This window comes from Shimia sediminis (assembly GCF_003990645.1).
Classification (GTDB): Bacteria; Pseudomonadota; Alphaproteobacteria; order Rhodobacterales; family Rhodobacteraceae; genus Shimia; species Shimia sediminis.
Genome location: NZ_RYZK01000001.1, coordinates 453,665 through 475,199, shown reverse-complemented (window position 1 = coordinate 475,199; position 21,535 = coordinate 453,665). Strand labels below are relative to the sequence as shown.

The following is a 21,535-nucleotide window of genomic DNA, read 5'->3' as shown; positions in this document are numbered from 1 at the left end:
CACGGACGGCCCGCTTTGTTCAAACGACATGCTGGATGTCGCTTCTGGCCTCGGCAAAGGGCAAATGACGCGCTAACCTCTTTGGGAATGACTCGCGCAGCGGCGCGAAACAGCAGGAGGACACATGCGCTATCACTCACCGGCGTCCTTTGAGGACGCGGCAGGCATCGCAGCATCGGCCACGGGAACCACGCGGTTTCTGGCAGGCGGCACGGATGTTCTGGTTCAATTACGGTCGGATCTGGTGGAGCCGGACGATCTGATCGACATCAAGAAAATTCCTGGCGTCAAGGATATCACCCAACGCGCTGATGGCGGCTGGGATCTGGGCGTGGCCGTGGCCGGCGCCGAAATGACGGAAACGCCGGCGCTGATGGCGGATTGGCCGGGGCTGGTGGAAGGTATGGACCTGATCGGCTCGACCCAGGTGCAGGGGCGTGCGACGCTGGTCGGCAACCTGTGCAATGCGTCACCTGCGGGCGATGGTGTGCCTGCGATGATCACGGCGGGCGTGACACTGAGCGTGACCGGGCCGGATGGCACCCGCGAAGTGGCGGTCGAGGATGTGCCCGCAGGGCCGGGCAAGACAACGCTGACCAAGGGCGAAGTTGTGAGCGGGGTGCATATCCCGGCGCGCGGCGCACATGGCGGAGACGCTTACTTGCGGTTTATTCCGCGCACCGAGATGGACATTGCGGTGGTGGGCTGTGCGGTGAACCTGCGGCTGGACGGAGACACCGTGGTCGAGGCCCGCGTGGCGCTGGGGGCGGTTGCGCCGACAGCGCGGCTGGTGCCGGATGCGGCGGCTGCGATTATTGGCACGACGCTGGATGATGCAGCCCTTGAGGCGCTGGCGGCAGCGGCCTCGGCGGCCTGTCAGCCGATTGATGACAAACGCGGCACGATCGAGTTCCGCACGGATGTGGCGGGAGTTCTCGCCAAACGGGCGGCAAAAATCGCCTATGGGCGCGCGAAAGGAAACGCGGCATGAGCAAGATACATGTAACCACCACCGTGAATGGGGACGAAGCCGAGTTCCTGTGTGAACCACGCGAAACCCTGCTGGATTGTCTGCGCGACAAGCTGCACATGACCGGCGCGAAAGAGGGCTGCGGCACCGGTGACTGCGGGGCCTGTAGTGTGACCGTCGATGGTCGTCTGGTTTGCTCCTGCCTGATGCTGGGGGTTGAGGCCGAGGGCAAAGAGATCACCACTATCGAAGGCATGGCGGAGGGCGACACGCTGCATCCGTTGCAGCGGAAATTCATCGAACATGCGGCGCTGCAATGTGGTGTCTGCACGCCGGGTATCCTCGTGGCGTCCAAGGCGCTGTTGGAAAAGAACCCGGACCCGAGCGAAGAAGAGTTGCGCTATTGGTTGGCGGGCAATCTGTGCCGCTGCACCGGCTATGACAAGATCATCCGCGCCGTGATGGATGCGGCGGCGGAAATGCGTGGGGAGGCTGCGTAATGGCTTTGGACGGAAAAACCAGCGATTACAAACAGATCGGGACCACTCCTGATCGTCCGGACGGGCTGGATAAGGTCACGGGGCGCGCGCGTTATGGCGCGGATATTCACGTGCCGGGCATGTTGCACGGCGTGGTGGTACGCAGCCCGCATGCCCATGCCAGGATCGTCAAGATCGATGCCACAAAGGCGTTGGCGCTGAAGGGTGTGAAGGCGGTCATCACCCGCGCGGATTTCCCGGAGGGGCTGGAAGGCGAAGACTGGGACATTCAGGAAAACTGCATGGCCGGGGAAAAGGCGCTGTATGACGGCCACGCGGTGGCCGCGGTGGCGGCGACCAGTCAGCTGATTGCACGGGATGCGGCCAAGCTGGTCGAGGTGACCTATGAGGTGCTGCCCTGTGTGACCAATGTCGACGAGGCCATGAAAGAGGGCGCGCCGGTCATTCGTGACGGGGCGGCGGATTATTCCGTGCCCGAGGGTCTGCACCCGAACGTGGTGCGCTATTTCGATACCGGTCGCGGGGATCTCGACAAGGGGTTTGCCGAGGCTGATCTGGTAGTGGAAAAGAGTTATTCCACCGAGGCCGTGCACCAGGGCTATATCGAGCCGCATGCCTGTATGGGGCAGATGGGGTCAGATGGCCGTGGCGAGATGTGGGTCTGTACCCAGGGCCATTGGTTCATTCGCCGCATGTCGGCGGCGGTTTTGGGCATTGAAACCACCAAGCTGCGCGTGACACCGTCCGAGATTGGCGGTGGTTTTGGCGGCAAGACCACGGTGTTCATGGAGCCTTTGTCGCTGGCGCTGAGCAAAAAGGCGGGCGGCAAGCCGGTCAAGATCGTGATGAGCCGCTCGGAAGTGCTGCGGTCGACCGGGCCGACGGCCTCGGCGTCGATGGACATCAAGATGGGCATGACCAAGGACGGCAAGATCACCGCCGCCCATGGTACGTTCCGCATGCAAGGGGGCGCGTTCCCCGGTGCGCCGGTGGATGTAACCACGATGCTGGCCTTTGCCAACTATGACATCGAGAACGTGCATCACATTGGCTATGACGTCATCACCAACCGTCCGCGTCAGGCAGCCTACCGTGCGCCGGGCGCACCGATGGCGGCCTTTGCGGTGGAAAGCACCATCGACGACATGGCGCGCGAGCTGGGCATTGATCCGATCGAGATCCGCCTGAGAAACGCGGTCAAGGATGGCACGCGGTCGACCTTTGGCCCGAAATTCGGTCCTGTGGGTCTGGTGGAGTCGCTGGAAGCGGCCAAGGCGCATGCCAACTATTCGGCACCGTTGGGCCCCAACCAGGGACGCGGCGTGGCCTCGGGATATTGGATGAACTGGGGCGGCGAAACCTCTGCTTCTGTTGCAATTTCCGAGGATGGCTCGGTCACCGTGTCGGTGGGTACGCCGGATATTGGTGGCAGCCGCGCGTCGATGGCGCTGATGGCGGCGGAAGCCTTTGGCATTGCCTATGAGGATGTGCGGGTCAACATCTCGGACACCGGCGCGCTGGGGGTCAATGAACCGACCCACGGCAGCCGCGCGACCTATGCCAGCGGGCTGGCCACCATCAAGGCGGCGGAAGAGTGCATTGGCAAACTGTGCCAGCGTGCCGCCGACAAATGGGGCATCGACGTGGATGCGGTTGTCTGGGAAGACGGCGCGGCAAAGCCTTCGGGGCCAAATGCCGGGGATCACGACCCGCTGACCATTGGCGAGATTGCCGCCGAGATGGGCGGCACAGGTGGTCCGATTTCTGGCCATTACGAAGGCTCGCCAACCGGGTTTTCGGGATCCTTTGGCACCCATGTTGTGGATGTCGAGATTGACCCGGAAACCGGCCACACCACCGTGCTGCGCTATCTCGTGGTGCAGGATGCTGGCAAGGCGATTCATCCCGACTACGTTGAGGGTCAGTTCCAAGGCGGGGCCGCTCAGGGCATTGGCTGGGCGCTGAACGAGGAATACATCTATGGCGAGGATGGGCGGCTGCAGAACCCGATCTTCCTCGACTATCGTATTCCTGTGGCCAGCGATCTGCCGATGATTGATACGGTGATTGTCGAAGTGCCGAACCCCGGCCACCCGTACGGTGTGCGCGGTGTGGGCGAGACGGGGATCACCCCGCCGTTGCCAGCGCTGGCGAATGCCATTCGCTCGGCCACGGGTCTGCGCATGACCGGATTGCCGATGACACCGCCGAAGATCCTCAAGGCTCTGAAAGAGCAGGGCAATGGTTGAGATCAACCTTTGGTCCGGCCTGCGCCGCTTTGCCGATGGCAAGGACCGGGTCGAGGTTGAGGGCAAAACAGTGGGCGAGATCCTTGATGATCTCGTCCGCATTCACCCCGGTCTTGGTCCTGTGATCAAGGCGGGGGTGGCCGTGTCGGTGGATGGGGAAATCCTGCCGAATGCGCGCCATGCTGCGGTGACAGAAGACAGCGAAGTCTTTTTGTTGCAACGGCTTAGAGGCGGTTAATCACCCGGCTTTTACCCCTGTTTCAACCTGTGCGGGACGATCACAGCAGCAAGCATGGGCATGCGATCGTCACACGTAGCCTTCGCGGCCAGAAAAGGACGTCGAAAAAGGTGCCGTTATTCGGCTGAGCGCACGGAAAAACGGTGCAGATGGGACAGGAACGCCCCCATCAAAAGGACCAGATACCCCAACAACTCAGAGCTTTCCTGAATGATGGTCTTGATCCAGGGCGTGTAGTTGTCACCCAGAGCATCGCGCAGAAACACGCTGGACCCAAACAGACGGCTGAAGAACAAAACGATAAACAGCCCGGTCAGGAAATAGGCGAAACTGCGGCTTTCGAAGTGGTCCAGAAACGGATCACGCAGCGTATCGCGATGCCGCCACACAAGCACTCCGGTTGCGATCATCGCCAGAACTGCCGGGTATTTCCAGAAGCCATGGTCGATCTGATCCAGGATCGCGTCGTTCTCTCGGATCACCAGCGTCAGCAGAAACCCCGACACCAGGATCAGATACCCGCGTTTGTGCGTGTGTTTCACGGCTCCGGAAGCAAACAAGAGGCAGCCAAGCGTCAAGGCGATGTTGTGCGAGTACTCGGTTGCGGATTGTTCGCTGAGGTTGGTGCCCAGATGAACAAGGTCAAAGCGCACGATCAGCGGCACCGAGATCATCACCAGCGCGAGGGCCAGAAACTCGAGCACAATTCCCATCCGCGTCTGGCGGCGTGTCGACAAGAGATCATCGGGTTTTGATTTGGTCACGTGTCTGTCCCATTTTCACTGTGATGCCCAGATTGCTGGTTTATACAGAACATTGCGCGCCCGTGGCCAGCCCCAGACAAGGTAGGTCGCGGGTTTCGCACCGCTGGCGGCCCAAATGCCACAAATAGCCAGTCGCTCTATGCGATTGATTATTAAGTAAGATTCGATCTGCTGAGTGTCTGGTGGTTCTGCGGGCAGAACCGTGGCGGAGAGACAGGGATTCGAACCCTGGGTCCCCGTGAAGGGACAACGGTTTTCGAGACCGCCCCGTTCGACCACTCCGGCACCTCTCCGCGGGGGTCTTGGTGAGGGCGTCGTTTAATGATGTTTCCAAAGGGGCGCAAGAGGGGTTTTTGTATTGTTTGTTAAAACTTCTTTCCTAGATAGAATGTAGACCCATGAAAGGCATGCATATGACGGGATTGCATAAGAAACTCTTGGCCGCGTTCAGCGCATTTATTCTGTTCGTGATGCTGATGACCGGGGCGCAGGCCGCGGATCGCGCAAGTGTTGAGGCGTTCTTGAAGACCACGGGATTTGACGTGGCCATCGACTCGATCACGTTGTCGGCGGAAAACGCGCCAGCGATGCTGGGACTGGAGGATGCCGAGTTCGGCAACGAGTGGACCTATGTCGCGCGGCGTGTCTTTGACAGCGGGTTCATGCAAAATCGCGCCATTGGCATTCTCGAAGCCACGCTGGAGGATGACGTCCTGATCCATGCGGCGGCGTTTTATGCCAGCGACCTTGGCAAGCGTCTGGTCGACGCCGAAAACACCTCGCACTTTGAAGACGATGACATGAAGAACGAGAGGGGGCGCGAAATCGTCGCCGGGCTGGTGGCGGATGGCAGCGAGCGGTTGGGGCTGATCAAGCGCATGAACCACGCGATTGACCCCAATGATGTGGGCCCTGAAGCGGTTCAGGAGATCCAGGTGCGGTTCATTCTTGCGGCCTCTTATGCAGGGGTGATCGAACTGAGCGTGGACGAAGAGGGGCTGCGGGCCGCTCTGAAGGAATCCGAAGGCGAGTTGCGGCGCGAAATGGAGGCCTCGGCGCTGGCCAATGCGGCCTATACCTATCGCGCGTTTTCGGACGACGATTTGCGGGCCTATGCCGAAGCGTTGGAAGAGCCGGATATGCAGACCGTCTATGAGTTGATGAATGCCGTGCACTTCGAGGTCATGATGAACCGGTTCGAAGCGCTTGCCGTCGAACTGGCAGACGTCCAGCCCAGCCAGGAGCTGTGACCGGGCGTTAGGCGCGTGTCTGGGTTTGTTGCCATTCAGGCGCGCGAGCGCCCTATCTTGGTGTTGAGGCCGTTGCAGGGCGCAACCTGATCAGGGTCACCAGAGCCAAGGCAAGAAACACCATCCCAACTAACGCGACATTTGGCCAACCGAACAGGGCGCGCAGCCCCAAAGTATCGTGGTACACCGCGTACATGCACATGCCGGAAAGCTGTGCCAGCACCGCTGGGGCCAGATAACGGCGGTCGGTGAACAGGGCCACAATCAGCATGATCTCGGCCGGAAAGAAGAACCGGTCATGCATCTTGGGCAGGATGTAGGGCATGATCAGCGTCGAGAAGCAGGCAAACCACAACAGGGTTTGTGAGGTCTTAGCCGTCACCGCAACCCGCCATGCGATAATCAGCCCGGTCACGGTAGCGCCCAGAAGCCCGGCCAGAATGAGCGTGCGGCGCACCGGGGCAAGAACCTCGGGCGGGACCAGCAGATCGACGAGCAGCCAGGGATTGCCTGCGTTCATCGAGAGCCGGTGATAGGTATTGGCCTGATCGAGATAGATCGACAGGACTTCGGACACCGGGCGCCCTCCGGCGAGGTAAATCAGGTTCACAGCCAGATAGGTGGGCACAAGCATGACCAGCCCCGCAATCAAGGCGCGCGGATTGCGCAGCATATAGCCGAGCAGGAAGGGGCCAAAGAACATGGCCTGAAGCTTGAAAGCCACGGCAATCGCAAAGGCCAGCGCAGCGAGATAGGGGCGGTCGCAGAGGACCGCCGCAAGCGACAGAACCAGAAAGCTTGTGTAAAACGCGTCCGCCTGACCCCATCCAATGCCGTTCAGCATGACCGTGGGCAGGACAAGTGTGATCAGAGCCGCATTGAAACGGGCCGTCCCAAGCCATCCGAAACACCCCAGGCACACCCATATGGCGACGGCGAGCAGCAGGCTGCCCAGAACGGCTGCGAGTTTGATGATTGCCAGCTCCGAAAGGATCGGCTCAAGCACGCTGGCGGCCCAGAGAAACGTGAGGTAGCCACCTGTGTAATTGGAAAAATCCGTGGCAAACTCGGAAAGGCCCGGATTTGAGGTGATGGCGCGCAGCCACGGCAACAGAAACAGGAAATGGTCCGGTTGCGTTGTGGAGAAGAGCAGGGCGTAAAAAAGACCGAGCGCTGCAATCAAGCCCCAGGTCAACCGGGAAGACGCAAGGACGGGCTGCAAAGAATTTGGTGAGGTCATGGTTTTGAGAGTTTTTGCTTTCTTTTGGTTTTATGCAGCGACCGCTCTGCCGCCAACCTTTTTTCGTGAAGGGCGAAAGAAACCTGAAGCGGCACGGGGCCTGTGGTGGGATCACCATCGTGGCGCGCCCGTGCTGGCGCCATGTATTTGGACGCCGAAGGGCAGGGCGCGGTTGCTTTAAGCGGCCCGGCGGTGCGGTGTGAGAGACGTCCGACAGGTGGCGGGTTTGGCAGGACGGCGGCAGGGGAGCGCCTTGACAACCCGGCATGCGGCGCAGCAAGGTCGAAAAAAAACGGGTGACCCCCCAAGCGAATTGTGAGGCCCATGTCAGCAGCAAAACCAGAAATCGGCCTGTGGTGGGGGCGTCTGAATGGCGCGGACCCTCTCAAAAAACGCAACTTTGGGGACGAGTACTCGCGGTTGATTGTCGAGGCTGTGAGCGGGTGCAAGGTCAACAGGTGCCGGATCGACCGCGCCGATATGGTGGCTGTGGGGTCGATTCTGAGCCGTGCCATTGCCAAGAATTATGCGACCCATGGTGATACAGGGCGCAAGCCGTTGGCGATATGGGGCAGCGGCCTGATGCGCGCGGAACAGATGCGGGATGTTCCCTTTGCCCGATACCTGGCGGTGCGTGGGCAGAAAACGCTGGAACAGATTCCGGTGTCGGATGTGCCCTTGGGGGACGCCGGTTTGCTGGCGCGCGCCGTTCGTGAACCTGCAAAGGCCAAGCAGTTTTCGTTAGGTGTTGTGCCGCATCACTCGGATCTGGAGGCCTCGGCCTTTCAGGCGCTGGTGGACCGTATTCCGAACGCAAAGCTGTTGAATATCTGCACCGAGGATCCGGAGTTTCTGGTGCAGCTGTCGACCTGCGATATGATCGCATCGTCCAGCTTGCACGGGCTGATCTTTGCGGATGCCTACAACATCCCCTCTGTGTGGCTGGAGGAAACGCCGGTGCACTATGGCAAGGGGTTCAAGTTCTTTGACCACTTCAGCGCCGTGGACCGCCCCGACGTGTCGCCGGTGAAACCTGCAGAGCTCACCAGTCTGGAGCAGATTGCAGAGATTGCGAACCTGGCCGATCAGACCGTGGTTGAAACCCGCGCGGCGGCTCTGGCCAAAGCCCTGAAAGATCATGTAGAGGACCTGTCTTGACGGGCGCGCGGGACGCTGAACGCTGACCGGGTTTGGGCGCAAACTTCCCGCTTGACTTATCCCCCAATTCACCGGATAAGCGCGCATCTCGGCGTAAGGAACACCCTTGCGCCGTGTTTTGTTGAAACATCAGCCCGGATCAAGGGCGCGCAGTTCGAGGCGGCATAAGCCAAAACACCGGAGACGGGGCCACAGGACGCGGGAAATCGAAGGAAGTCAGGACATGTTCGCAGTCCTCAAGACCGGCGGTAAGCAGTATAAAGTACAGGCAGGTGATATCCTGCGTGTCGAAAAGCTCGCAGCAAGCGCCGGCGAAACCGTACAATTCAACGAAGTGCTGATGCTGGGCGGTGATACACCCGTCGTAGGCGCCCCCCTCGTGGCAGGCGCAGGCGTTCAGGCCGAAGTGATCGACCAGATCAAAGGTGACAAGGTCATCAACTTCGTCAAGCGTCGTCGTAAGCACTCGTCCAAGCGCACCGTGGGCCACCGTCAGAAGCTGACCCTGGTCAAGATCACCGACATCCTCGCCTCGGGCGCGGAAAAGTCGGGTGTCAAAGCTGCAACCGGGTCTGCCCCTGCGGGTGCCGTGGCTGCTCCGGCCGCCAAGAAAGCCGCGAAGACAGCAGAAGCGCCTGCCGCTGCTGCCGCCGCCGCAGACGATCTGACCGCGATCACCGGTGTCGGTCCCGCCGCTGCCAAAAAGCTGAACGACGCAGGGATCACCTCGTACGCACAGCTGGCCGCCGTAGACGTCGACAGCTTTGATGCTGTAAAAGTCAAAGCCGAATGGGTCGCTCAAGCGGCCGATCTGGCGAAGTAAGCTGAGATAGGAGACCAACGATATGGCACATAAAAAAGCTGGCGGTAGCTCCCGTAACGGTCGCGACTCAGCAGGTCGTCGCCTTGGCGTTAAGAAATACGGCGGCGAAGTCGTCGTTCCCGGCAACATCATCCTGCGTCAGCGCGGCACAAAAATGTGGCCGGGCGAGGGCGTAGGCATGGGCAAAGACCACACCATCTTTGCGACTGTCGACGGCAACGTCAAATTCCACAAAGGCCTCAAGGGCCGCACCTTTATTTCGGTCCTGCCAGTGGCGGAGGCCGCTGAATAAGCCGAACTCCTAAAGGCAAACAAAATTTTGGGGGATCGGTGAAAACCGGTCCCCCATTTCTTTTTCAGGGGACCGGTCTATCCACCATCCGAATTAGTCGGATTGAAAGTCAAAAAGAGGAAAAATGGATTAGACCAATGACTGTAACTGGTAAACATCTGATTGAACTGGGTTTTGAACCGGGCGCGGATTTGGGACGCGCGCTGGAAACCGTGCGGGCACTGAACCTTGAGGGTGACGCGCTGGCCAAGTGGGCGGAAGACAACCGGCCCGCGCCAAAGCTGCGTCTGCAGGACGCGCCGCGCTATCAGATAAACCTTGAGGCAGACAACACCGAAGAAGAGGACAATGTCGCCAAGGTCCAGGAGACCATGGACGTGTTGATGCAGACTCCAACGCTGCGCGCCGGTGCCGTCATGCCGGACGCCTGCCCGACAGGGGCCGTCGGCACGATCCCCGTGGGGGCCGTTGTGGCGGCGGAAAACGCGATCCATCCGGGCATGCATTCGGCGGACATCTGTTGTTCGGTCATGGTCACCGAGTTTGACGATGCAGACCCCAAGGCCGTGTTGGACGCGGTCCACAAGGTTACGCATTTCGGCCCCGGTGGACGGGAGAACGGCAAACGGTTCACCATGTCGCATGACCTCTTTGATGCGTTTCGAGACAATGCGTTTCTGCAGGACAAAAAGATCCTGCGGGCTGCGGTCGAACATTTGGGAACGCAGGGCGATGGCAACCACTTTGCCTTTGTCGGCGTATCAAAGGCCAATGGAACAACGTGCCTGGTGACACACCATGGCTCTCGTGGTCCGGGTGCTGGGTTGTACAAACTCGGAATGCGGGCTGCAGAGAAGTGGCGCAAGAAGCTGTCGGTTGGTGTTCTGAAGCAGAACGCTTGGATTCCGGCGGATTCTGACGAAGGCATTGCCTATTGGGATGCACTGCAGTTGATCCGGAAGTGGACCAAGGCCAACCACAACGCCATTCATCAGGCCGCCACGGTTCTGACTGACGCCAAGGTGCGCGAACGGTTCTGGAACGAGCACAACTTTGTGTTTCGTAAGGGGGACATGTTTTTTCACGCCAAGGGGGCGACCCCGATTGATGTGGACATGTTGCCAGATACCAACGGAACCCAGATTGTACCGCTGAACATGGCGGAACCGGTGCTGTTGATCCGGTCTCAGCCAAACGCACGCAACATGGGGTTTGCACCGCATGGGGCCGGGCGAAACTTTTCGCGCTCGGCACACCGGCGTGGGTTGGGCGAGCATTCGGAAACTGAGGTGTTTGCACGCGAGACGCGTGGGTTGGATGTCCGGTTTTTCTCGGGCAACGTGGATGTCTCGGAACTGCCGTCAGCTTACAAACCGGCAGCGACGGTGCGTGCTCAGATGGAGCGGTTTGAACTGGCGGAGCTGGTCGATGAGATCATGCCTTATGGCTCGATCATGGCCGGAGACTGGGAACGTGATGCGCCTTGGCGGAAAAAAGCCATGGCACGTCACGCAGCACGTTCAGAGGTGACACAATGAGCGTGGCCGTCGTCAGTTTCAGCGCCTTTGCGGCGAGCCAGGTGGCAACACCGGGCCCGGCCAATATGGCGTTGCTGGCGACCGGCGCGCGGTTCGGGTTTCGGGCCGCGTTGCCCTTTGTGGCGGGTGTGGCACTTGGCAAGCAGTTGATCATCTGGCCGATTGGTTTTGGTCTGATGTCGGTCGCGGACAGCGTGCCGGGACTGTTCGAGGTGCTGAAGTGGGCCTCGGTCACTTACATCTGCTGGCTGGCCTGGAAAGTCGCCAACCTGCGTCTGGCGCCCGATGGGGCCAGTGTTGACAAGGCGCCGGGGTTTGCCGCTGGACTGGGGGTTCACCCTTTGAATCCAAAGGCTTGGGCGATGATCGTCACGGGGTTCACAACTTTTGTTGAACCCGGCACGCCCATCTTGCAGGCCACCCTGACAATCGCCATCTGTCTATTGGCATGTCAGGCAGTATTTCATCCGATCTGGACTTTTGGAGGAGACCGGATCGCGCGGCTCGTCGCTGGACGGCCCGCGGAACGTTACCTGATGAGGACCCTGGCCGCGCTTACCGTGGCCAGCGTCGTCTATGTGCTGTTTTGAGGAGGACAGGCATATGAAACATGACATGATCGTAAATCAGCCCGTGATAGAGGCCGATCGCTTCGTGTTGCGCCCATTGCGTCGGTCAGACCAGGGGTTGATCGAAATGTATGCAGGCGAAAAAGAGCTGGCGCGCATGACCAGCTCGATCCCGCATCCGCTGCCGCCGGGCAGTGTCGAGGCCTATATTGCCCGCGCCCAAAGTGACGCGCGTGCTGAGGACACCTGGGCCATGGACGGCAGCGCCGTGGGCGGCGCCGAGGTGATGGGTGTGATTGGTCTGAAGCGCATTGATCTGGGCAAGGTCGAGATCGGCTATTGGGTGGCACCGGCGTTCTGGAACACCGGGCTGGCCTCGGAAGCCGTGAAGACGTTGATCGCGGCCAACCCGTTGATGAGCGACACGGTTTTTGCCGCTGTCTTTCAGGACAATCCGGCGTCAGCGCGTGTGCTCACGAATTGCGGGTTTCAGTATCTCGGGGACGCCGAGAGTTTCTCGGTGGCGCGCGATGCCGCAGTACCGACCTGGACATATAGCCTGAAATTGGATTGAGGCTTGCCCCCGCGCGCGCTATCACGCGGGGGAAACACAAAGGACAACGGTCATGAAATTCCTCGACCTCGCCAAGGTTTACATCCGCTCGGGCAGCGGCGGGTCGGGCTGTGTCTCGTTCCGGCGTGAGAAGTATATCGAATACGGCGGGCCGGATGGTGGCGACGGCGGCAACGGGGGCTTTGTCTGGGCCGAGGCTGTTGACGGGCTGAACACGCTGATCGACTTTCGCTATCAGCAGCACTTTTTTGCAGACAATGGTCGCCCCGGCATGGGCCAGCAGCGCACCGGGAAGTCCGGCGAAGAGATCGTGTTGCGCGTGCCCGTGGGCACCGAGATTCTGGATGAAGATCAGGAAACCCTGATTGCCGACCTGACCGAGGTGGGGCAGCGCGTTCTGCTCGCCAAGGGCGGCAATGGTGGCTTTGGCAACCTGCACTTCAAATCGTCCACCAACCAGGCGCCGCGCCGGGCCAACCCCGGATTGCCGGGAGTTGAACGAACCCTGTGGCTGCGGTTGAAGCTGATCGCTGATGTGGGCCTGTTGGGTCTGCCCAACGCGGGCAAGTCGACATTCCTGGCGGCGACGTCGAACGCGCGGCCCAAGATTGCGGACTATCCCTTTACCACGCTGCACCCCAACCTGGGCGTTGTTGGCGTGGACAATGTCGAGTTTGTTGTCGCCGACATTCCCGGCCTGATCGAGGGGGCCTCGGAGGGCAAGGGGCTGGGCGATTTGTTCCTGGGCCATGTGGAACGTTGTGCAGTGTTGCTGCATCTGATTGATGGCACCTCGGGCTCGCCCATTGAGGATATGGAGACCATCATCCACGAGATTGAAAACTACGGCGGTTTTCTGGCAGAAAAGCCCCGCATCACCGTGCTGAACAAGATCGACACGCTGGACGACGAAGAACGCGCGTTCATTCAGGACGAGATCGAGGATGCCACGGGCGTGCGCGTCATGCTGATGTCGGGCGTCAGCCGCGAGGGTACGACGGATGTCTTGCGCGCCTTGCGGGAACAGATCGACGCGGATCGCCTGCGCGAGAAACGCAATGACGAGGAGCCCGAGCCTTGGCGACCCTGACAAAAGCCAAACGCGTTGTTGTCAAGATCGGCTCGGCCCTGCTGGTGGACCGGCACAGCGGTGATTTGCGACAGGATTGGTTGTTGGGGCTGGCCGAGGATGTGGCGGAGCTGAAGGCGCGGGGCACGGACGTGGTGCTGGTGTCTTCGGGATCCATTGCCCTGGGGCGCGGGGTCCTGGACCTGCCGCGTGCAGAACTGCCGCTGGAACAGTCGCAGGCCGCCGCCGCCGTGGGGCAAATTCGTCTCGCGCGGGCCTATGAAGAGGCCCTGGCGCCCCATGGCATGACCACGGCGCAGGTGCTGGTGACGCTGGAGGACAGCGCCAACCGGCGCCGTTACCTCAACAGCCGCGCGACCATGGAGCAGCTGTTGTCGCTGGGGGTTGTGCCCATCGTGAATGAAAACGACACGGTGGCCACGGATGAAATTCGCTATGGCGATAATGATCGGCTGGCCGCACAGGTGGCGCTGACTACGGGGGCTGACATGCTGATCCTCTTGTCGGATGTGGACGGGTTCTATTCCGACAACCCCATGACCAACCCGGATGCGCGCCGCTACGATATCATTGACCAGATCACGCCCGAGATCGAGGCCATGGCGGGTGAAGGCACCAGTGGACTGTCCAAGGGCGGCATGATCACCAAGCTCTTTGCCGCCAAAACCGCCACGGCGGGCGGCTGTGCCATGGCGATCACCGAGGGCAGTGTGTTGCGCCCCTTGCAGGCGTTGGAAAATGGCGCCAACGCCACGTGGTTCACCGCCCAGGGCACGCCACAGCTGGCCCGGAAACGTTGGATCGGTTCCATGAAACCCCAGGGTGAGATCACCGTGGACGCCGGCGCGATCAATGCGCTGAAGGGGGGTAAGAGCCTGCTTTCAGCCGGGGTACGGGCCGTGAGCGGAGACTTTGGCCGGGGCGACCCGGTGGCGATCCTCGGGCCAGATGGGCACAAGCTCGGGCAGGGGCTTGTGGCCTACTCTGCCCCCGAGGCCGACGCCATCAAGGGGGCGCATTCGTCGAAAATCGAAGCCCTTCTGGGATATCCGGGCCGCACCGCCCTCATACACCGGGACGATATGGCGCTCTAGGCTTCGTATTGCTAAAGGGGCTCCGCCCGTTCGGGCTTGAAACTGTCCCCCAGACAGTTTCTATTACAGCCCTCACCCCGCCGGAGGCATCCGGCAGCACGCACAAACGCAAAGGACAGATCGATGAAAGACATCGCAGATATCCCCGCCCTGATGGCGCAAATTGGCGCCAACGCCAAAGCCGCAAGTGCGGAGCTGGCCTTTGCCCCGGCAGAGGTGAAAACCAAAGCGTTGAACGCCGCTGCCGACGCCGTTTGGGCGCGCCGTGCCGAGATCATCGACGCCAACGCCAAGGACATGGTCTTTGGCAAGGACAAGGGTCTGTCCGACGCCATGATGGATCGGCTGATGCTGGACGAAGCGCGTATTCAGGGCATCTGTGACGGGTTGCGCGCCGTGGCGGGACAGGACGATCCCGTGGGTGAGATCCTGACCGAATGGGACATGCCGTCGGGTCTGAACATCAAACGCGTGCGCACCCCGTTGGGCGTGGTGGGCGTGATCTATGAGAGCCGTCCCAATGTGACTGCGGATGCGGGCGCATTGTGCCTGAAGTCCGGCAATGCGGTGATCCTGCGTGGCGGCTCGGAGAGCTTTCATTCCTCGGGGGCAATTCATGCCTGTCTGGTGGAGGGATTAAAGGCTGCGGGCCTGCCCGAGCATGCCATTCAGCTGATACCGACACGGGATCGCGCGGCAGTGCAGGAACTGTTGACCATGGTCGACACGGTGGACGTGATCGTGCCGCGCGGTGGTAAGGGCCTGGTCGGATTGGTGCAGCGCGAGGCGCGGGTGCCGGTGTTTGCCCACCTCGAAGGCATTGTGCACATCTATCTTGATGCGGCGGCGGACACACAAAAAGCGCTGGACGTGGTGATGAACGCCAAGACCCGGCGCACCGGGATTTGTGGCGCGGCGGAATGCCTGTTGATTCATGAGAGCCTTGTGGACACGCTCGGGCGGGCCGTGATCGGGGCCTTGATTGACTCTGGTGTCACGGTCCATGCGGATGAAACCCTCGCCAGTATTCGCGGCACGATCCCGGCGACTGCGGAAGACTGGGGCAAAGAATATCTCGACATGGATATCGCGGCGCGGGTTGTGTCGGACGTGGATGGGGCGATTGCCCATATTCGCGCGTTTGGCTCGAACCATACGGACTGTGTCATCACCGAAGATGACGCCGTTGCGGCGCGGTTCTTTCAGCGGCTCGACAGTGCGATCCTGATGCGCAACGCCTCGACCCAGTTTGCCGATGGGGGTGAATTTGGCATGGGGGCCGAGATTGGTATTGCCACGGGCAAGATGCACGCGCGCGGCCCGGTGGGTGCGGCGCAGCTGACCAGTTTCAAGTATCTTGTCGAAGGCGACGGGACGACGCGCCCCTAAAAGCTCAGCGCCAGAGTCTCACTGTCCTTGAAAAGCTTCAGCTCTTTGCCCAGATCGGCGACGGTCAGGGGCAAGAGGCCGAACTGAACGCGTCCGGGGGTGATTTCCGCCAACTTTGTGGGGCGGATCAGATCGCTCCACAACGTGTCATCCAGTGACAGTTTTTGGCCGCGGGCCGCGATCTGCCATAGGTCGCCATCCTGACGTACCGTGACCTCGCCACCAAAGGGCAGGGCGGTTTCCATGCACATCAGCGCCTGAAAGACGGCCCGCAAGGACGGGCGGTCAACATCGCGGACCACTTCCCAGATAAAGCGCACCCGTGCGCCCTGGGCGAGGTCGGTGAGCACAGAGCGGATTTCATTGGACCCGACCATCTGTCCGGCAGCAGCGTGTCCAAAGGCAATGCGAAAGAACCGGATGCGGGCATTGGCATTGCCGACACTGTCCGAAATCAGCTCAAGCTCGGGGCCTGATGTGCCCCCCATGCCCATCAACTCGATCCCATTGCCGATCGCGCCCACCGGGCTGATCAGATCGTGGCAGATCCGAGACCCTACCAATGCGGAAAAATCCATATTATTCTGTGTCATAACCGCCCCTAACTTTGAGTGCCCCTGATGCAAGACCTGAATGCGTTTCTGGAACCTGGCCAGCTGGTGACCCACCCTGACCAACCCGATTGGGGCACCGGCCAGGTGCAATCGAACATCAACGGCAAAATCACCGTGAATTTCCGCGAGCAGGGCAAGGTTGTCATCAATGGATTCCGTGTGTGTCTTGTGCCTGTTTTTGAATAAAAAGGTTACCGGATGGTTAATGCAACCCCTAGTTGCGGGCGTGCGACAGTGTGGCAAGCCGGATGTTGCCAAGGCCGGGATGCACCAGTATGAGTGCGCCAACCTCTTGCACTCCCTTAGTTCACAGGCGCCATGGACCCGCAATTCAAACTGAAACTGGCTGAAACCCCGCAAGAGCTGCAGGCTGCGCAGCGCCTGCGATATAAGGTGTTTGTTGAAGAATTGGGCGGTCACGGCGCCATGGTGGATGATGCGGCGCGGCTGGAGCGGGACCGGTTCGATCCCCATTTCGATCACCTGATCCTGATGGATGAGGCGCTGGAGGTTGACCCGATCGACAAAGTCGTCGGGGTGTACCGTCTGTTGCCGTCAGACCGCGCAGAGACGCTGGGCCGGTTCTATTCCGAGGATGAATATGACCTGTCGACCCTTAAGGCGAGCGGGCGCAAGCTGTTGGAATTGGGGCGATCCTGTTTGCACCCTGCGTATCGCGGCGGGGCTGCGATGTTTCATTTGTGGAACGGGTTGGCCAGCTATGTATTTGACAATGAAATAGAAATTCTGTTCGGCGTTGCTTCGTTCCACGGCACGGACCCCGAGGAGCTGGCCGCGCCGCTGTCTCTTTTGCATCACCGGCATCTGGCTCCGGAGTATCTGCGCACCCGAGCGCAGCCGGAGCACTTTCAAAGCATGGACCTGATCGCCGAGGATCAGATTGACCGGCGCGCCGCGATGCTGGCGGTACCGGCGTTGATCAAGGCCTATCTGCGGTTGGGCGGTTTCGTGGGGGAAGGGGCCTTTGTCGATCATGCCTTTAACACCACGGATGTGTGCCTGATCATGGACACGACCCGCATGAACGAGAAGCAAAAGGCGCTGTACACCAGGGGCACGCAGGCATGACAACCACCTGGGAAAGCGATGAAGGGTATCCGCCCAAGCACAAGATTTCAGCTATGGGCTGGGTGCGGGTGATCTGGCGCGGGCTGGTTCTGGGGACTTTTGTGTTCAGCTGCCTGGGGCTGCTGCTGTTGGTGCGGTTGGTGGAAAAGCCGGTGCATGGCCTCCACCGACCCTGGACGCCGTTCATCACACAGTTTGTCTGTCGCACGGCGTTTTTCGTGCTGGGCATCCGGTATGAGACCAAGGGAGAGTTGATGACCCAGCGCGGGGCGGTGGTGGCGAACCATTCGTCATGGCTGGACATTTTTGCGCTGAATGCCCGCAAGCGGATCTATTTTGTCTCGAAGTCCGAAGTGGCAAGCTGGCCGGGGATCGGCTGGCTGGCCAAGGCGACGGGCACGGTTTTCATCAACCGCAACCCCAAAGAGGCCCGTGCCCAGAAAGACGTGTTTGAGACGCGGCTGCTGGCGGGGCACAAGTTGTTGTTCTTTCCCGAAGGCACCAGCACGGACTCGGTTCGTGTTTTACCTTTCAAACCAACGCTTTTCGCGGCGTTCTTCACGCCAGAATTGCGGGAAAAACTCTATGTGCAGCCGGTGACGGTGGTCTATCACGCGCCAAAAGGGGAAGACCCTCGGTTTTATGGTTGGTGGGGGGATATGGAGTTTGGCGAGCATTTGCTGAAAACACTGTCGCAAAGCCCCCAAGGTCGGGTTGAGCTGACCTATCACCCCCCAGTCGCCGTGCGCGACTTTGCCAGCCGCAAGGCGTTGGCCGCCCATTGCGAAGCTGCGGTGCGCAGCGGGCACGGTCTGGTGGACGCGCGGGCCTAGAACTGCCAGCGCGCGCCAATCTGCCAGGTGGATGCGTCGCGGTAGGTGGTGGGGCCGGTGTCGGCATAGGAAAACTCTTTGTAGCCGACATAGGCCTCGATCCGCTGACGATCAAAGTTCTGGATCACCGAGAGACCCCACATGTCCGAAGAGGAACCGCGGGTCAGGTAATCGCTGCCGCGAAAGGTCTCGGCAACAAAGCGGGTATCACCCACAGCGAGCAGCTCACCACGCCAGCCGGCCTTGACCCAGAGGTATTGCCCGGTGCCCGAATTGTTCTGGCCGCCCGCCAGCGTGAGGTCGAGCCCGGTCTGCGCATCCCGCACCGAGATCGACCCGGCACTTTCCTGCGCTGTACTGCCGCCATCCAGGTCCGTAAAGGCGGTGCCGATCGCGCCTTTGACCTCGAACCGGTCAAAGGTTTGGGCATAGCGCAGAGCGACGTCATAGTAGTGGTCGTCAACGTCCGAGGTCAGCACCTCGATTCCATAAGAAGCGCCAAGCGAGAAGCCTGCAAATGACGGGGTGTCATAGCGCAGGCGGAACCGGCGTCCGTTGTCGAAACTGTCAAAAACGCTGCCAATGTTCACACCGGTTAACGCGCCGGAGCTGTCGCGAAACAGGTAAGAGCCGTAAAGCTCGTTGACGTTAGACTTGGCCACGATGGCTGTGCTGCCCAGATCGACTTCGGCGCCACCATCCATGTTCATGCTGCCCTGACCCAGGCGAAATTCGCCCCAGGACCCCTCGTAGCGCAGCTGAACCTTACGCAGGTCGGTGCGGTCCCAGTCCCAGGCATCCGGTGTGTTGGTCTGACTGGTTTTCTGAGAGGGGCGAAACCCAAGCCCGGTTTCAAAGTGAAAGGACAGGGGCCCTTGTCCGCGCAGGTAAAAGCCGAAACGGCTGCCTGCGCTGGTGACATCGACAAGGTTGGACGTGGTGCTGACACCGTCGTCAAACATCTGTTCTGCAAAGTGAAACCAGCCATACCAGGAAAAGCTTGTGCCATTGTCAAAGGTGTGGCTGTTGCGTTCGGCATTGGCCAGGCTGCCGGTCAAAAGCGTGCCTGCCAGTATGCAGCGGAACAGGTGATTTTGTACCATTGACGCGCCCCCATGGTTGATTACCAGTGATACTAGTCCAAGCCTTTCAAAGGTGAGATGATAAATTGTAGCATCTGCCTGATTTTCTTGGGGCTTAGGGCTTGTCATCCCGCAACGGCTGCGGTAAACGCGCGCCATTCAAACCCGCAGGCGGGGTTTGGGTCGGGCAGGGGAGACATCCCTGTCGGTCCGCCGGTTGTCCCACATGGGATCACTCCTCCCCGCCAAGGCGTAAACCGGAAAAGGAAAACTAGCATGGCTCTTCCCGAGTTCACCATGCGCCAGCTGCTGGAAGCAGGCGTACACTTTGGCCACCAAACGCAACGTTGGAACCCCCGTATGGGCGAGTTCATCTATGGTGCGCGCAATGGCATTCACATCATGGACCTGACCCAGACCGTTCCAATGCTGGACGCTGCTCTGAACGTGATCCGTGAAACCGTCGCCAAGGGCGGCCGCGTTCTGTTTGTTGGCACCAAGCGTCAGGCCTCGGCCCCGATCGCAGATGCTGCAGAGAAATGCGCACAGTATTACATGAACCACCGTTGGCTGGGCGGCACGCTGACCAACTGGAAAACCGTTTCGCAGTCGATCAAACGTCTGAACGAGATTGACGAGAAACTGGCAGAAGGCGTTGAAGGTCTGACCAAGAAAGAGCGTCTGGGCATGGAACGTGACCAGGGCAAACTGCAGGCCAGCCTGGGCGGTATCCGCGAAATGGGCGGCGTTCCTGACTTGCTGTTCGTCATCGACGTGAAAAAAGAAGCACTGGCCATCGCCGAAGCCAACAAGCTGGGTATCCCGGTTGTGGGCATCGTCGACACCAACTGCTCGCCCGATGGTGTTGATTACATCATCCCCGGCAACGATGACGCGGCCCGCGCGATTGCTCTGTACACCGACCTGGCAGCCCGCGCGGCTCTGGACGGCATGTCGGCGCAGCTGGGTGCCGCAGGCATCGACCTGGGTGAGATGGAAGAAGCACCGGTAGAAGAAGCCGTGGCGGAAGACGCCGCAGAAGCACCAGCCGAAGCCTAATACCTTTACGGGGGCAGGGTAGGCCCGCCCCCGACACAAATACCTTATGAGGAGAGCCAAGATGGCGATCACAGCAGCAATGGTAAAAGAACTGCGCGAGATGACCGGCGCAGGCATGATGGACGCGAAAAAAGCGCTGACCGAAAACGATGGCGACCAGGAAGCCGCAATCGACTGGCTGCGCACCAAGGGTCTGGCGAAAGCCGCCAAGAAATCGGGCCGCATCGCAGCCGAGGGTCTCGTGGCCGTCAAGGTTGAAGGTGGCAAAGGTGTTGCGGTTGAAGTGAACTCGGAAACCGACTTTGTTGGCAAGAACGCTGACTTCCAGAAAATGGTGGGTGGCATCGCAGACATTGCCCTGACCGTGGCTGACACCGAAGCCCTTCTGGCAGCAGACATGGGCGGCAAGGCCGTGTCCGAAGTTGTGACCGACGCGGTTGCAACCATCGGTGAAAACATGTCGGTGCGCCGCATGGCAGGCGTCGAAGGTGACACTGTTGTGTCTTATATCCACAACCCGGCCACCGCTGGCATGGGCAAGATCGGTGTTCTGGTCGCGCTGAAAGGCGGCGACGAGGCATTCGGCAAGCAGGTTGCCATGCACATCGCAGCGGCCAACCCGCAGTCCCTGTCGGAAGCGGACCTGGATCCGGCCGTTGTTGAAAAAGAGAAAAACGTTCAGATCGAGATCGCACGTGAATCGGGCAAGCCCGAGCAGGTGATCGAGAAGATGATCGTTGGCCGGATGAAAAAGTTCATGGCCGAAGTGACCCTGCTGGGCCAAAGCTTTGTCATCAACCCCGACCTGACGGTTGAGGCGGCTGCCAAAGAAGCTGGCGCCGAGATCGTTGGCTACGTCCGCATGGAAGTGGGTGAAGGCATCGAGAAAAAAGAAGAAGACTTTGCCGCTGAAGTGGCCAAGGCCGCTCAGGGCTAAGCTCTTTGATCTTCTGAACATCGGGAACGCCGCGTGCCAACCGCTCGCGGCGTTTTCTTTTGTCAAACGGGCGGCGGACCGGGTTGCGACAGGCACAAAAAAGGCGGCGCCGTCCGGGAAAAGACAGCGCCGCCAAGCTTCGAACGCCCCGTTGCATGGGGATGAGGAGCGTCACGAAAATGT

General features: G+C 60.3%; 23 protein-coding genes and 1 tRNA gene. 19 read left to right on the top strand and 5 right to left on the bottom strand.

What is annotated here, in order from left to right; genetic code table 11:
- Positions 1-124: 124 nt before the first annotated feature.
- The 4 genes from EK369_RS02485 to EK369_RS02470 are packed head-to-tail and all read left to right on the top strand — an operon-like array spanning position 125 to position 3,957.
- Positions 125-991, top strand: coding sequence for an FAD binding domain-containing protein (locus EK369_RS02485; protein WP_127112093.1), 867 nt, complete (start codon positions 125-127; stop codon positions 989-991).
- Entirely contained in the window at positions 988-1,470 is a 483-nt protein-coding gene (locus tag EK369_RS02480) for a (2Fe-2S)-binding protein (protein ID WP_127112092.1), read from the top strand. Before EK369_RS02485 ends, EK369_RS02480 begins: the two co-directional genes overlap by 4 nt.
- The gene (locus EK369_RS02475) at positions 1,470-3,719 is read left to right on the top strand and encodes a xanthine dehydrogenase family protein molybdopterin-binding subunit (protein WP_127112091.1); all 2,250 of its coding nucleotides are present in this window, start codon (positions 1,470-1,472) and stop codon (positions 3,717-3,719) included. The genes EK369_RS02480 and EK369_RS02475 overlap by 1 nt, the downstream gene beginning before the upstream one ends.
- The gene (locus EK369_RS02470) at positions 3,712-3,957 is read left to right on the top strand and encodes a MoaD/ThiS family protein (RefSeq protein WP_127112090.1); all 246 of its coding nucleotides are present in this window, start codon (positions 3,712-3,714) and stop codon (positions 3,955-3,957) included. Before EK369_RS02475 ends, EK369_RS02470 begins: the two co-directional genes overlap by 8 nt.
- A gap of 116 nt (positions 3,958-4,073) precedes the next feature.
- Here EK369_RS02470 and EK369_RS02465 read toward each other — a convergent pair whose 3' ends face one another.
- Complete coding sequence (locus EK369_RS02465) at positions 4,074-4,721, bottom strand: hypothetical protein (RefSeq protein ID WP_127112089.1); 648 nt, start codon at positions 4,719-4,721, stop codon at positions 4,074-4,076.
- Positions 4,722-4,924: 203 nt separating this feature from the next.
- Positions 4,925-5,014: transfer RNA gene (locus EK369_RS02460), tRNA-Ser, on the bottom strand.
- Between the two features lie 105 nt (positions 5,015-5,119).
- Here EK369_RS02460 and EK369_RS02455 point away from each other — a divergent pair.
- The gene (locus EK369_RS02455) at positions 5,120-5,971 is read left to right on the top strand and encodes a DUF2059 domain-containing protein (RefSeq protein WP_235871319.1); all 852 of its coding nucleotides are present in this window, start codon (positions 5,120-5,122) and stop codon (positions 5,969-5,971) included.
- Positions 5,972-6,023: 52 nt separating this feature from the next.
- Here EK369_RS02455 and EK369_RS02450 read toward each other — a convergent pair whose 3' ends face one another.
- Positions 6,024-7,211, bottom strand: coding sequence for a putative hexosyltransferase (locus EK369_RS02450; RefSeq protein WP_127112088.1), 1,188 nt, complete (start codon positions 7,209-7,211; stop codon positions 6,024-6,026).
- A 324-nt stretch (positions 7,212-7,535) separates the two neighbouring features.
- Here EK369_RS02450 and EK369_RS02445 point away from each other — a divergent pair, with 324 nt between their 5' ends.
- The 9 genes from EK369_RS02445 (at position 7,536) to EK369_RS02405 (ending at position 15,738) form a co-directional block, all read left to right on the top strand.
- A complete protein-coding gene (locus EK369_RS02445; RefSeq protein ID WP_127112087.1) occupies positions 7,536-8,369 on the top strand; it encodes a polysaccharide pyruvyl transferase family protein in 834 nt (277 codons plus the stop codon).
- A gap of 223 nt (positions 8,370-8,592) precedes the next feature.
- Positions 8,593-9,192: a 50S ribosomal protein L21 gene (locus EK369_RS02440; RefSeq protein ID WP_127112086.1), complete on the top strand. Its 600-nt coding sequence runs from the start codon at positions 8,593-8,595 to the stop codon at positions 9,190-9,192.
- A gap of 22 nt (positions 9,193-9,214) precedes the next feature.
- On the top strand, positions 9,215-9,484 hold the full coding sequence (rpmA, locus tag EK369_RS02435; protein WP_127112085.1) for a 50S ribosomal protein L27: 270 nt from the start codon (positions 9,215-9,217) through the stop codon (positions 9,482-9,484).
- A gap of 137 nt (positions 9,485-9,621) precedes the next feature.
- Positions 9,622-11,022 carry an RtcB family protein gene (locus tag EK369_RS02430; RefSeq protein WP_127112084.1) on the top strand — a complete coding sequence of 467 codons (1,401 nt, stop codon included), beginning with the start codon at positions 9,622-9,624 and terminating at the stop codon, positions 11,020-11,022.
- Positions 11,019-11,612 (top strand): LysE family translocator, encoded by a 594-nt coding sequence (locus EK369_RS02425; protein ID WP_127112083.1) that lies wholly within the window; start codon positions 11,019-11,021, stop codon positions 11,610-11,612. The genes EK369_RS02430 and EK369_RS02425 overlap by 4 nt, the downstream gene beginning before the upstream one ends.
- Positions 11,613-11,625: 13 nt before the next feature.
- On the top strand, positions 11,626-12,165 hold the full coding sequence (locus tag EK369_RS02420; RefSeq protein ID WP_127112082.1) for a GNAT family N-acetyltransferase: 540 nt from the start codon (positions 11,626-11,628) through the stop codon (positions 12,163-12,165).
- 52 nt (positions 12,166-12,217) lie between these two features.
- Entirely contained in the window at positions 12,218-13,255 is a 1,038-nt protein-coding gene (gene obgE, locus EK369_RS02415) for a GTPase ObgE (protein ID WP_127112081.1), read from the top strand.
- Positions 13,243-14,349, top strand: coding sequence for a glutamate 5-kinase (gene proB / locus EK369_RS02410; RefSeq protein WP_127112080.1), 1,107 nt, complete (start codon positions 13,243-13,245; stop codon positions 14,347-14,349). Before obgE ends, proB begins: the two co-directional genes overlap by 13 nt.
- Before the next feature lie 123 nt (positions 14,350-14,472).
- Complete coding sequence (locus EK369_RS02405; protein ID WP_127112079.1) at positions 14,473-15,738, top strand: glutamate-5-semialdehyde dehydrogenase; 1,266 nt, start codon at positions 14,473-14,475, stop codon at positions 15,736-15,738.
- Here EK369_RS02405 and EK369_RS02400 read toward each other — a convergent pair.
- The gene (locus tag EK369_RS02400; protein WP_127112078.1) at positions 15,735-16,331 is read right to left on the bottom strand and encodes a histidine phosphotransferase family protein; all 597 of its coding nucleotides are present in this window, start codon (positions 16,329-16,331) and stop codon (positions 15,735-15,737) included. The genes EK369_RS02405 and EK369_RS02400 overlap by 4 nt on opposite strands.
- A 27-nt stretch (positions 16,332-16,358) precedes the next feature.
- On the opposite strand from EK369_RS02400, the gene EK369_RS02395 reads away from it, so the two are divergent.
- The 3 genes from EK369_RS02395 to olsA all read left to right on the top strand — a co-directional run bounded on the left by EK369_RS02395 (position 16,359) and on the right by olsA (position 18,274).
- Positions 16,359-16,538 carry a DUF3553 domain-containing protein gene (locus EK369_RS02395; protein ID WP_127112077.1) on the top strand — a complete coding sequence of 60 codons (180 nt, stop codon included), beginning with the start codon at positions 16,359-16,361 and terminating at the stop codon, positions 16,536-16,538.
- Between the two features lie 132 nt (positions 16,539-16,670).
- The gene (gene olsB / locus EK369_RS02390) at positions 16,671-17,441 is read left to right on the top strand and encodes an L-ornithine N(alpha)-acyltransferase (protein ID WP_127112076.1); all 771 of its coding nucleotides are present in this window, start codon (positions 16,671-16,673) and stop codon (positions 17,439-17,441) included.
- Positions 17,438-18,274 (top strand): lyso-ornithine lipid O-acyltransferase, encoded by an 837-nt coding sequence (olsA, locus tag EK369_RS02385; RefSeq protein ID WP_127112075.1) that lies wholly within the window; start codon positions 17,438-17,440, stop codon positions 18,272-18,274. Before olsB ends, olsA begins: the two co-directional genes overlap by 4 nt.
- Here olsA and EK369_RS02380 read toward each other — a convergent pair.
- Complete coding sequence (locus EK369_RS02380) at positions 18,271-19,377, bottom strand: porin (protein WP_164726820.1); 1,107 nt, start codon at positions 19,375-19,377, stop codon at positions 18,271-18,273. The genes olsA and EK369_RS02380 overlap by 4 nt on opposite strands.
- A gap of 255 nt (positions 19,378-19,632) precedes the next feature.
- Between EK369_RS02380 and rpsB the strand changes: the two genes are divergently transcribed.
- Together rpsB and tsf are read left to right on the top strand one after the other, a co-directional pair.
- Positions 19,633-20,415 carry a 30S ribosomal protein S2 gene (rpsB, locus tag EK369_RS02375; protein ID WP_127112073.1) on the top strand — a complete coding sequence of 261 codons (783 nt, stop codon included), beginning with the start codon at positions 19,633-19,635 and terminating at the stop codon, positions 20,413-20,415.
- Between the two features lie 61 nt (positions 20,416-20,476).
- Positions 20,477-21,352: a translation elongation factor Ts gene (tsf, locus tag EK369_RS02370; protein WP_127112072.1), complete on the top strand. Its 876-nt coding sequence runs from the start codon at positions 20,477-20,479 to the stop codon at positions 21,350-21,352.
- Positions 21,353-21,535: the final 183 nt, after the last annotated feature.

Bases quoted from the DNA above. Each gene is read 5' to 3' on its own strand.
- EK369_RS02485 (WP_127112093.1), top strand. From the start codon at position 125: ATGCGCTATCACTCACCGGCGTCCTTTGAGGACGCGGCAGGCATCGCA.
- EK369_RS02480 (WP_127112092.1), top strand. From the start codon at position 988: ATGAGCAAGATACATGTAACCACCACCGTGAATGGGGACGAAGCCGAG.
- EK369_RS02475 (WP_127112091.1), top strand. From the start codon at position 1,470: ATGGCTTTGGACGGAAAAACCAGCGATTACAAACAGATCGGGACCACT.
- EK369_RS02470 (WP_127112090.1), top strand. From the start codon at position 3,712: ATGGTTGAGATCAACCTTTGGTCCGGCCTGCGCCGCTTTGCCGATGGC.
- EK369_RS02455 (WP_235871319.1), top strand. From the start codon at position 5,120: ATGAAAGGCATGCATATGACGGGATTGCATAAGAAACTCTTGGCCGCG.
- EK369_RS02450 (WP_127112088.1), bottom strand. From the start codon at position 7,211: ATGACCTCACCAAATTCTTTGCAGCCCGTCCTTGCGTCTTCCCGGTTG.
- EK369_RS02445 (WP_127112087.1), top strand. From the start codon at position 7,536: ATGTCAGCAGCAAAACCAGAAATCGGCCTGTGGTGGGGGCGTCTGAAT.
- EK369_RS02440 (WP_127112086.1), top strand. From the start codon at position 8,593: ATGTTCGCAGTCCTCAAGACCGGCGGTAAGCAGTATAAAGTACAGGCA.
- rpmA (WP_127112085.1), top strand. From the start codon at position 9,215: ATGGCACATAAAAAAGCTGGCGGTAGCTCCCGTAACGGTCGCGACTCA.
- EK369_RS02430 (WP_127112084.1), top strand. From the start codon at position 9,622: ATGACTGTAACTGGTAAACATCTGATTGAACTGGGTTTTGAACCGGGC.
- EK369_RS02425 (WP_127112083.1), top strand. From the start codon at position 11,019: ATGAGCGTGGCCGTCGTCAGTTTCAGCGCCTTTGCGGCGAGCCAGGTG.
- EK369_RS02420 (WP_127112082.1), top strand. From the start codon at position 11,626: ATGAAACATGACATGATCGTAAATCAGCCCGTGATAGAGGCCGATCGC.
- obgE (WP_127112081.1), top strand. From the start codon at position 12,218: ATGAAATTCCTCGACCTCGCCAAGGTTTACATCCGCTCGGGCAGCGGC.
- EK369_RS02405 (WP_127112079.1), top strand. From the start codon at position 14,473: ATGAAAGACATCGCAGATATCCCCGCCCTGATGGCGCAAATTGGCGCC.
- EK369_RS02400 (WP_127112078.1), bottom strand. From the start codon at position 16,331: ATGACACAGAATAATATGGATTTTTCCGCATTGGTAGGGTCTCGGATC.
- EK369_RS02395 (WP_127112077.1), top strand. From the start codon at position 16,359: ATGCAAGACCTGAATGCGTTTCTGGAACCTGGCCAGCTGGTGACCCAC.
- olsB (WP_127112076.1), top strand. From the start codon at position 16,671: ATGGACCCGCAATTCAAACTGAAACTGGCTGAAACCCCGCAAGAGCTG.
- olsA (WP_127112075.1), top strand. From the start codon at position 17,438: ATGACAACCACCTGGGAAAGCGATGAAGGGTATCCGCCCAAGCACAAG.
- EK369_RS02380 (WP_164726820.1), bottom strand. From the start codon at position 19,377: ATGGTACAAAATCACCTGTTCCGCTGCATACTGGCAGGCACGCTTTTG.
- rpsB (WP_127112073.1), top strand. From the start codon at position 19,633: ATGGCTCTTCCCGAGTTCACCATGCGCCAGCTGCTGGAAGCAGGCGTA.
- tsf (WP_127112072.1), top strand. From the start codon at position 20,477: ATGGCGATCACAGCAGCAATGGTAAAAGAACTGCGCGAGATGACCGGC.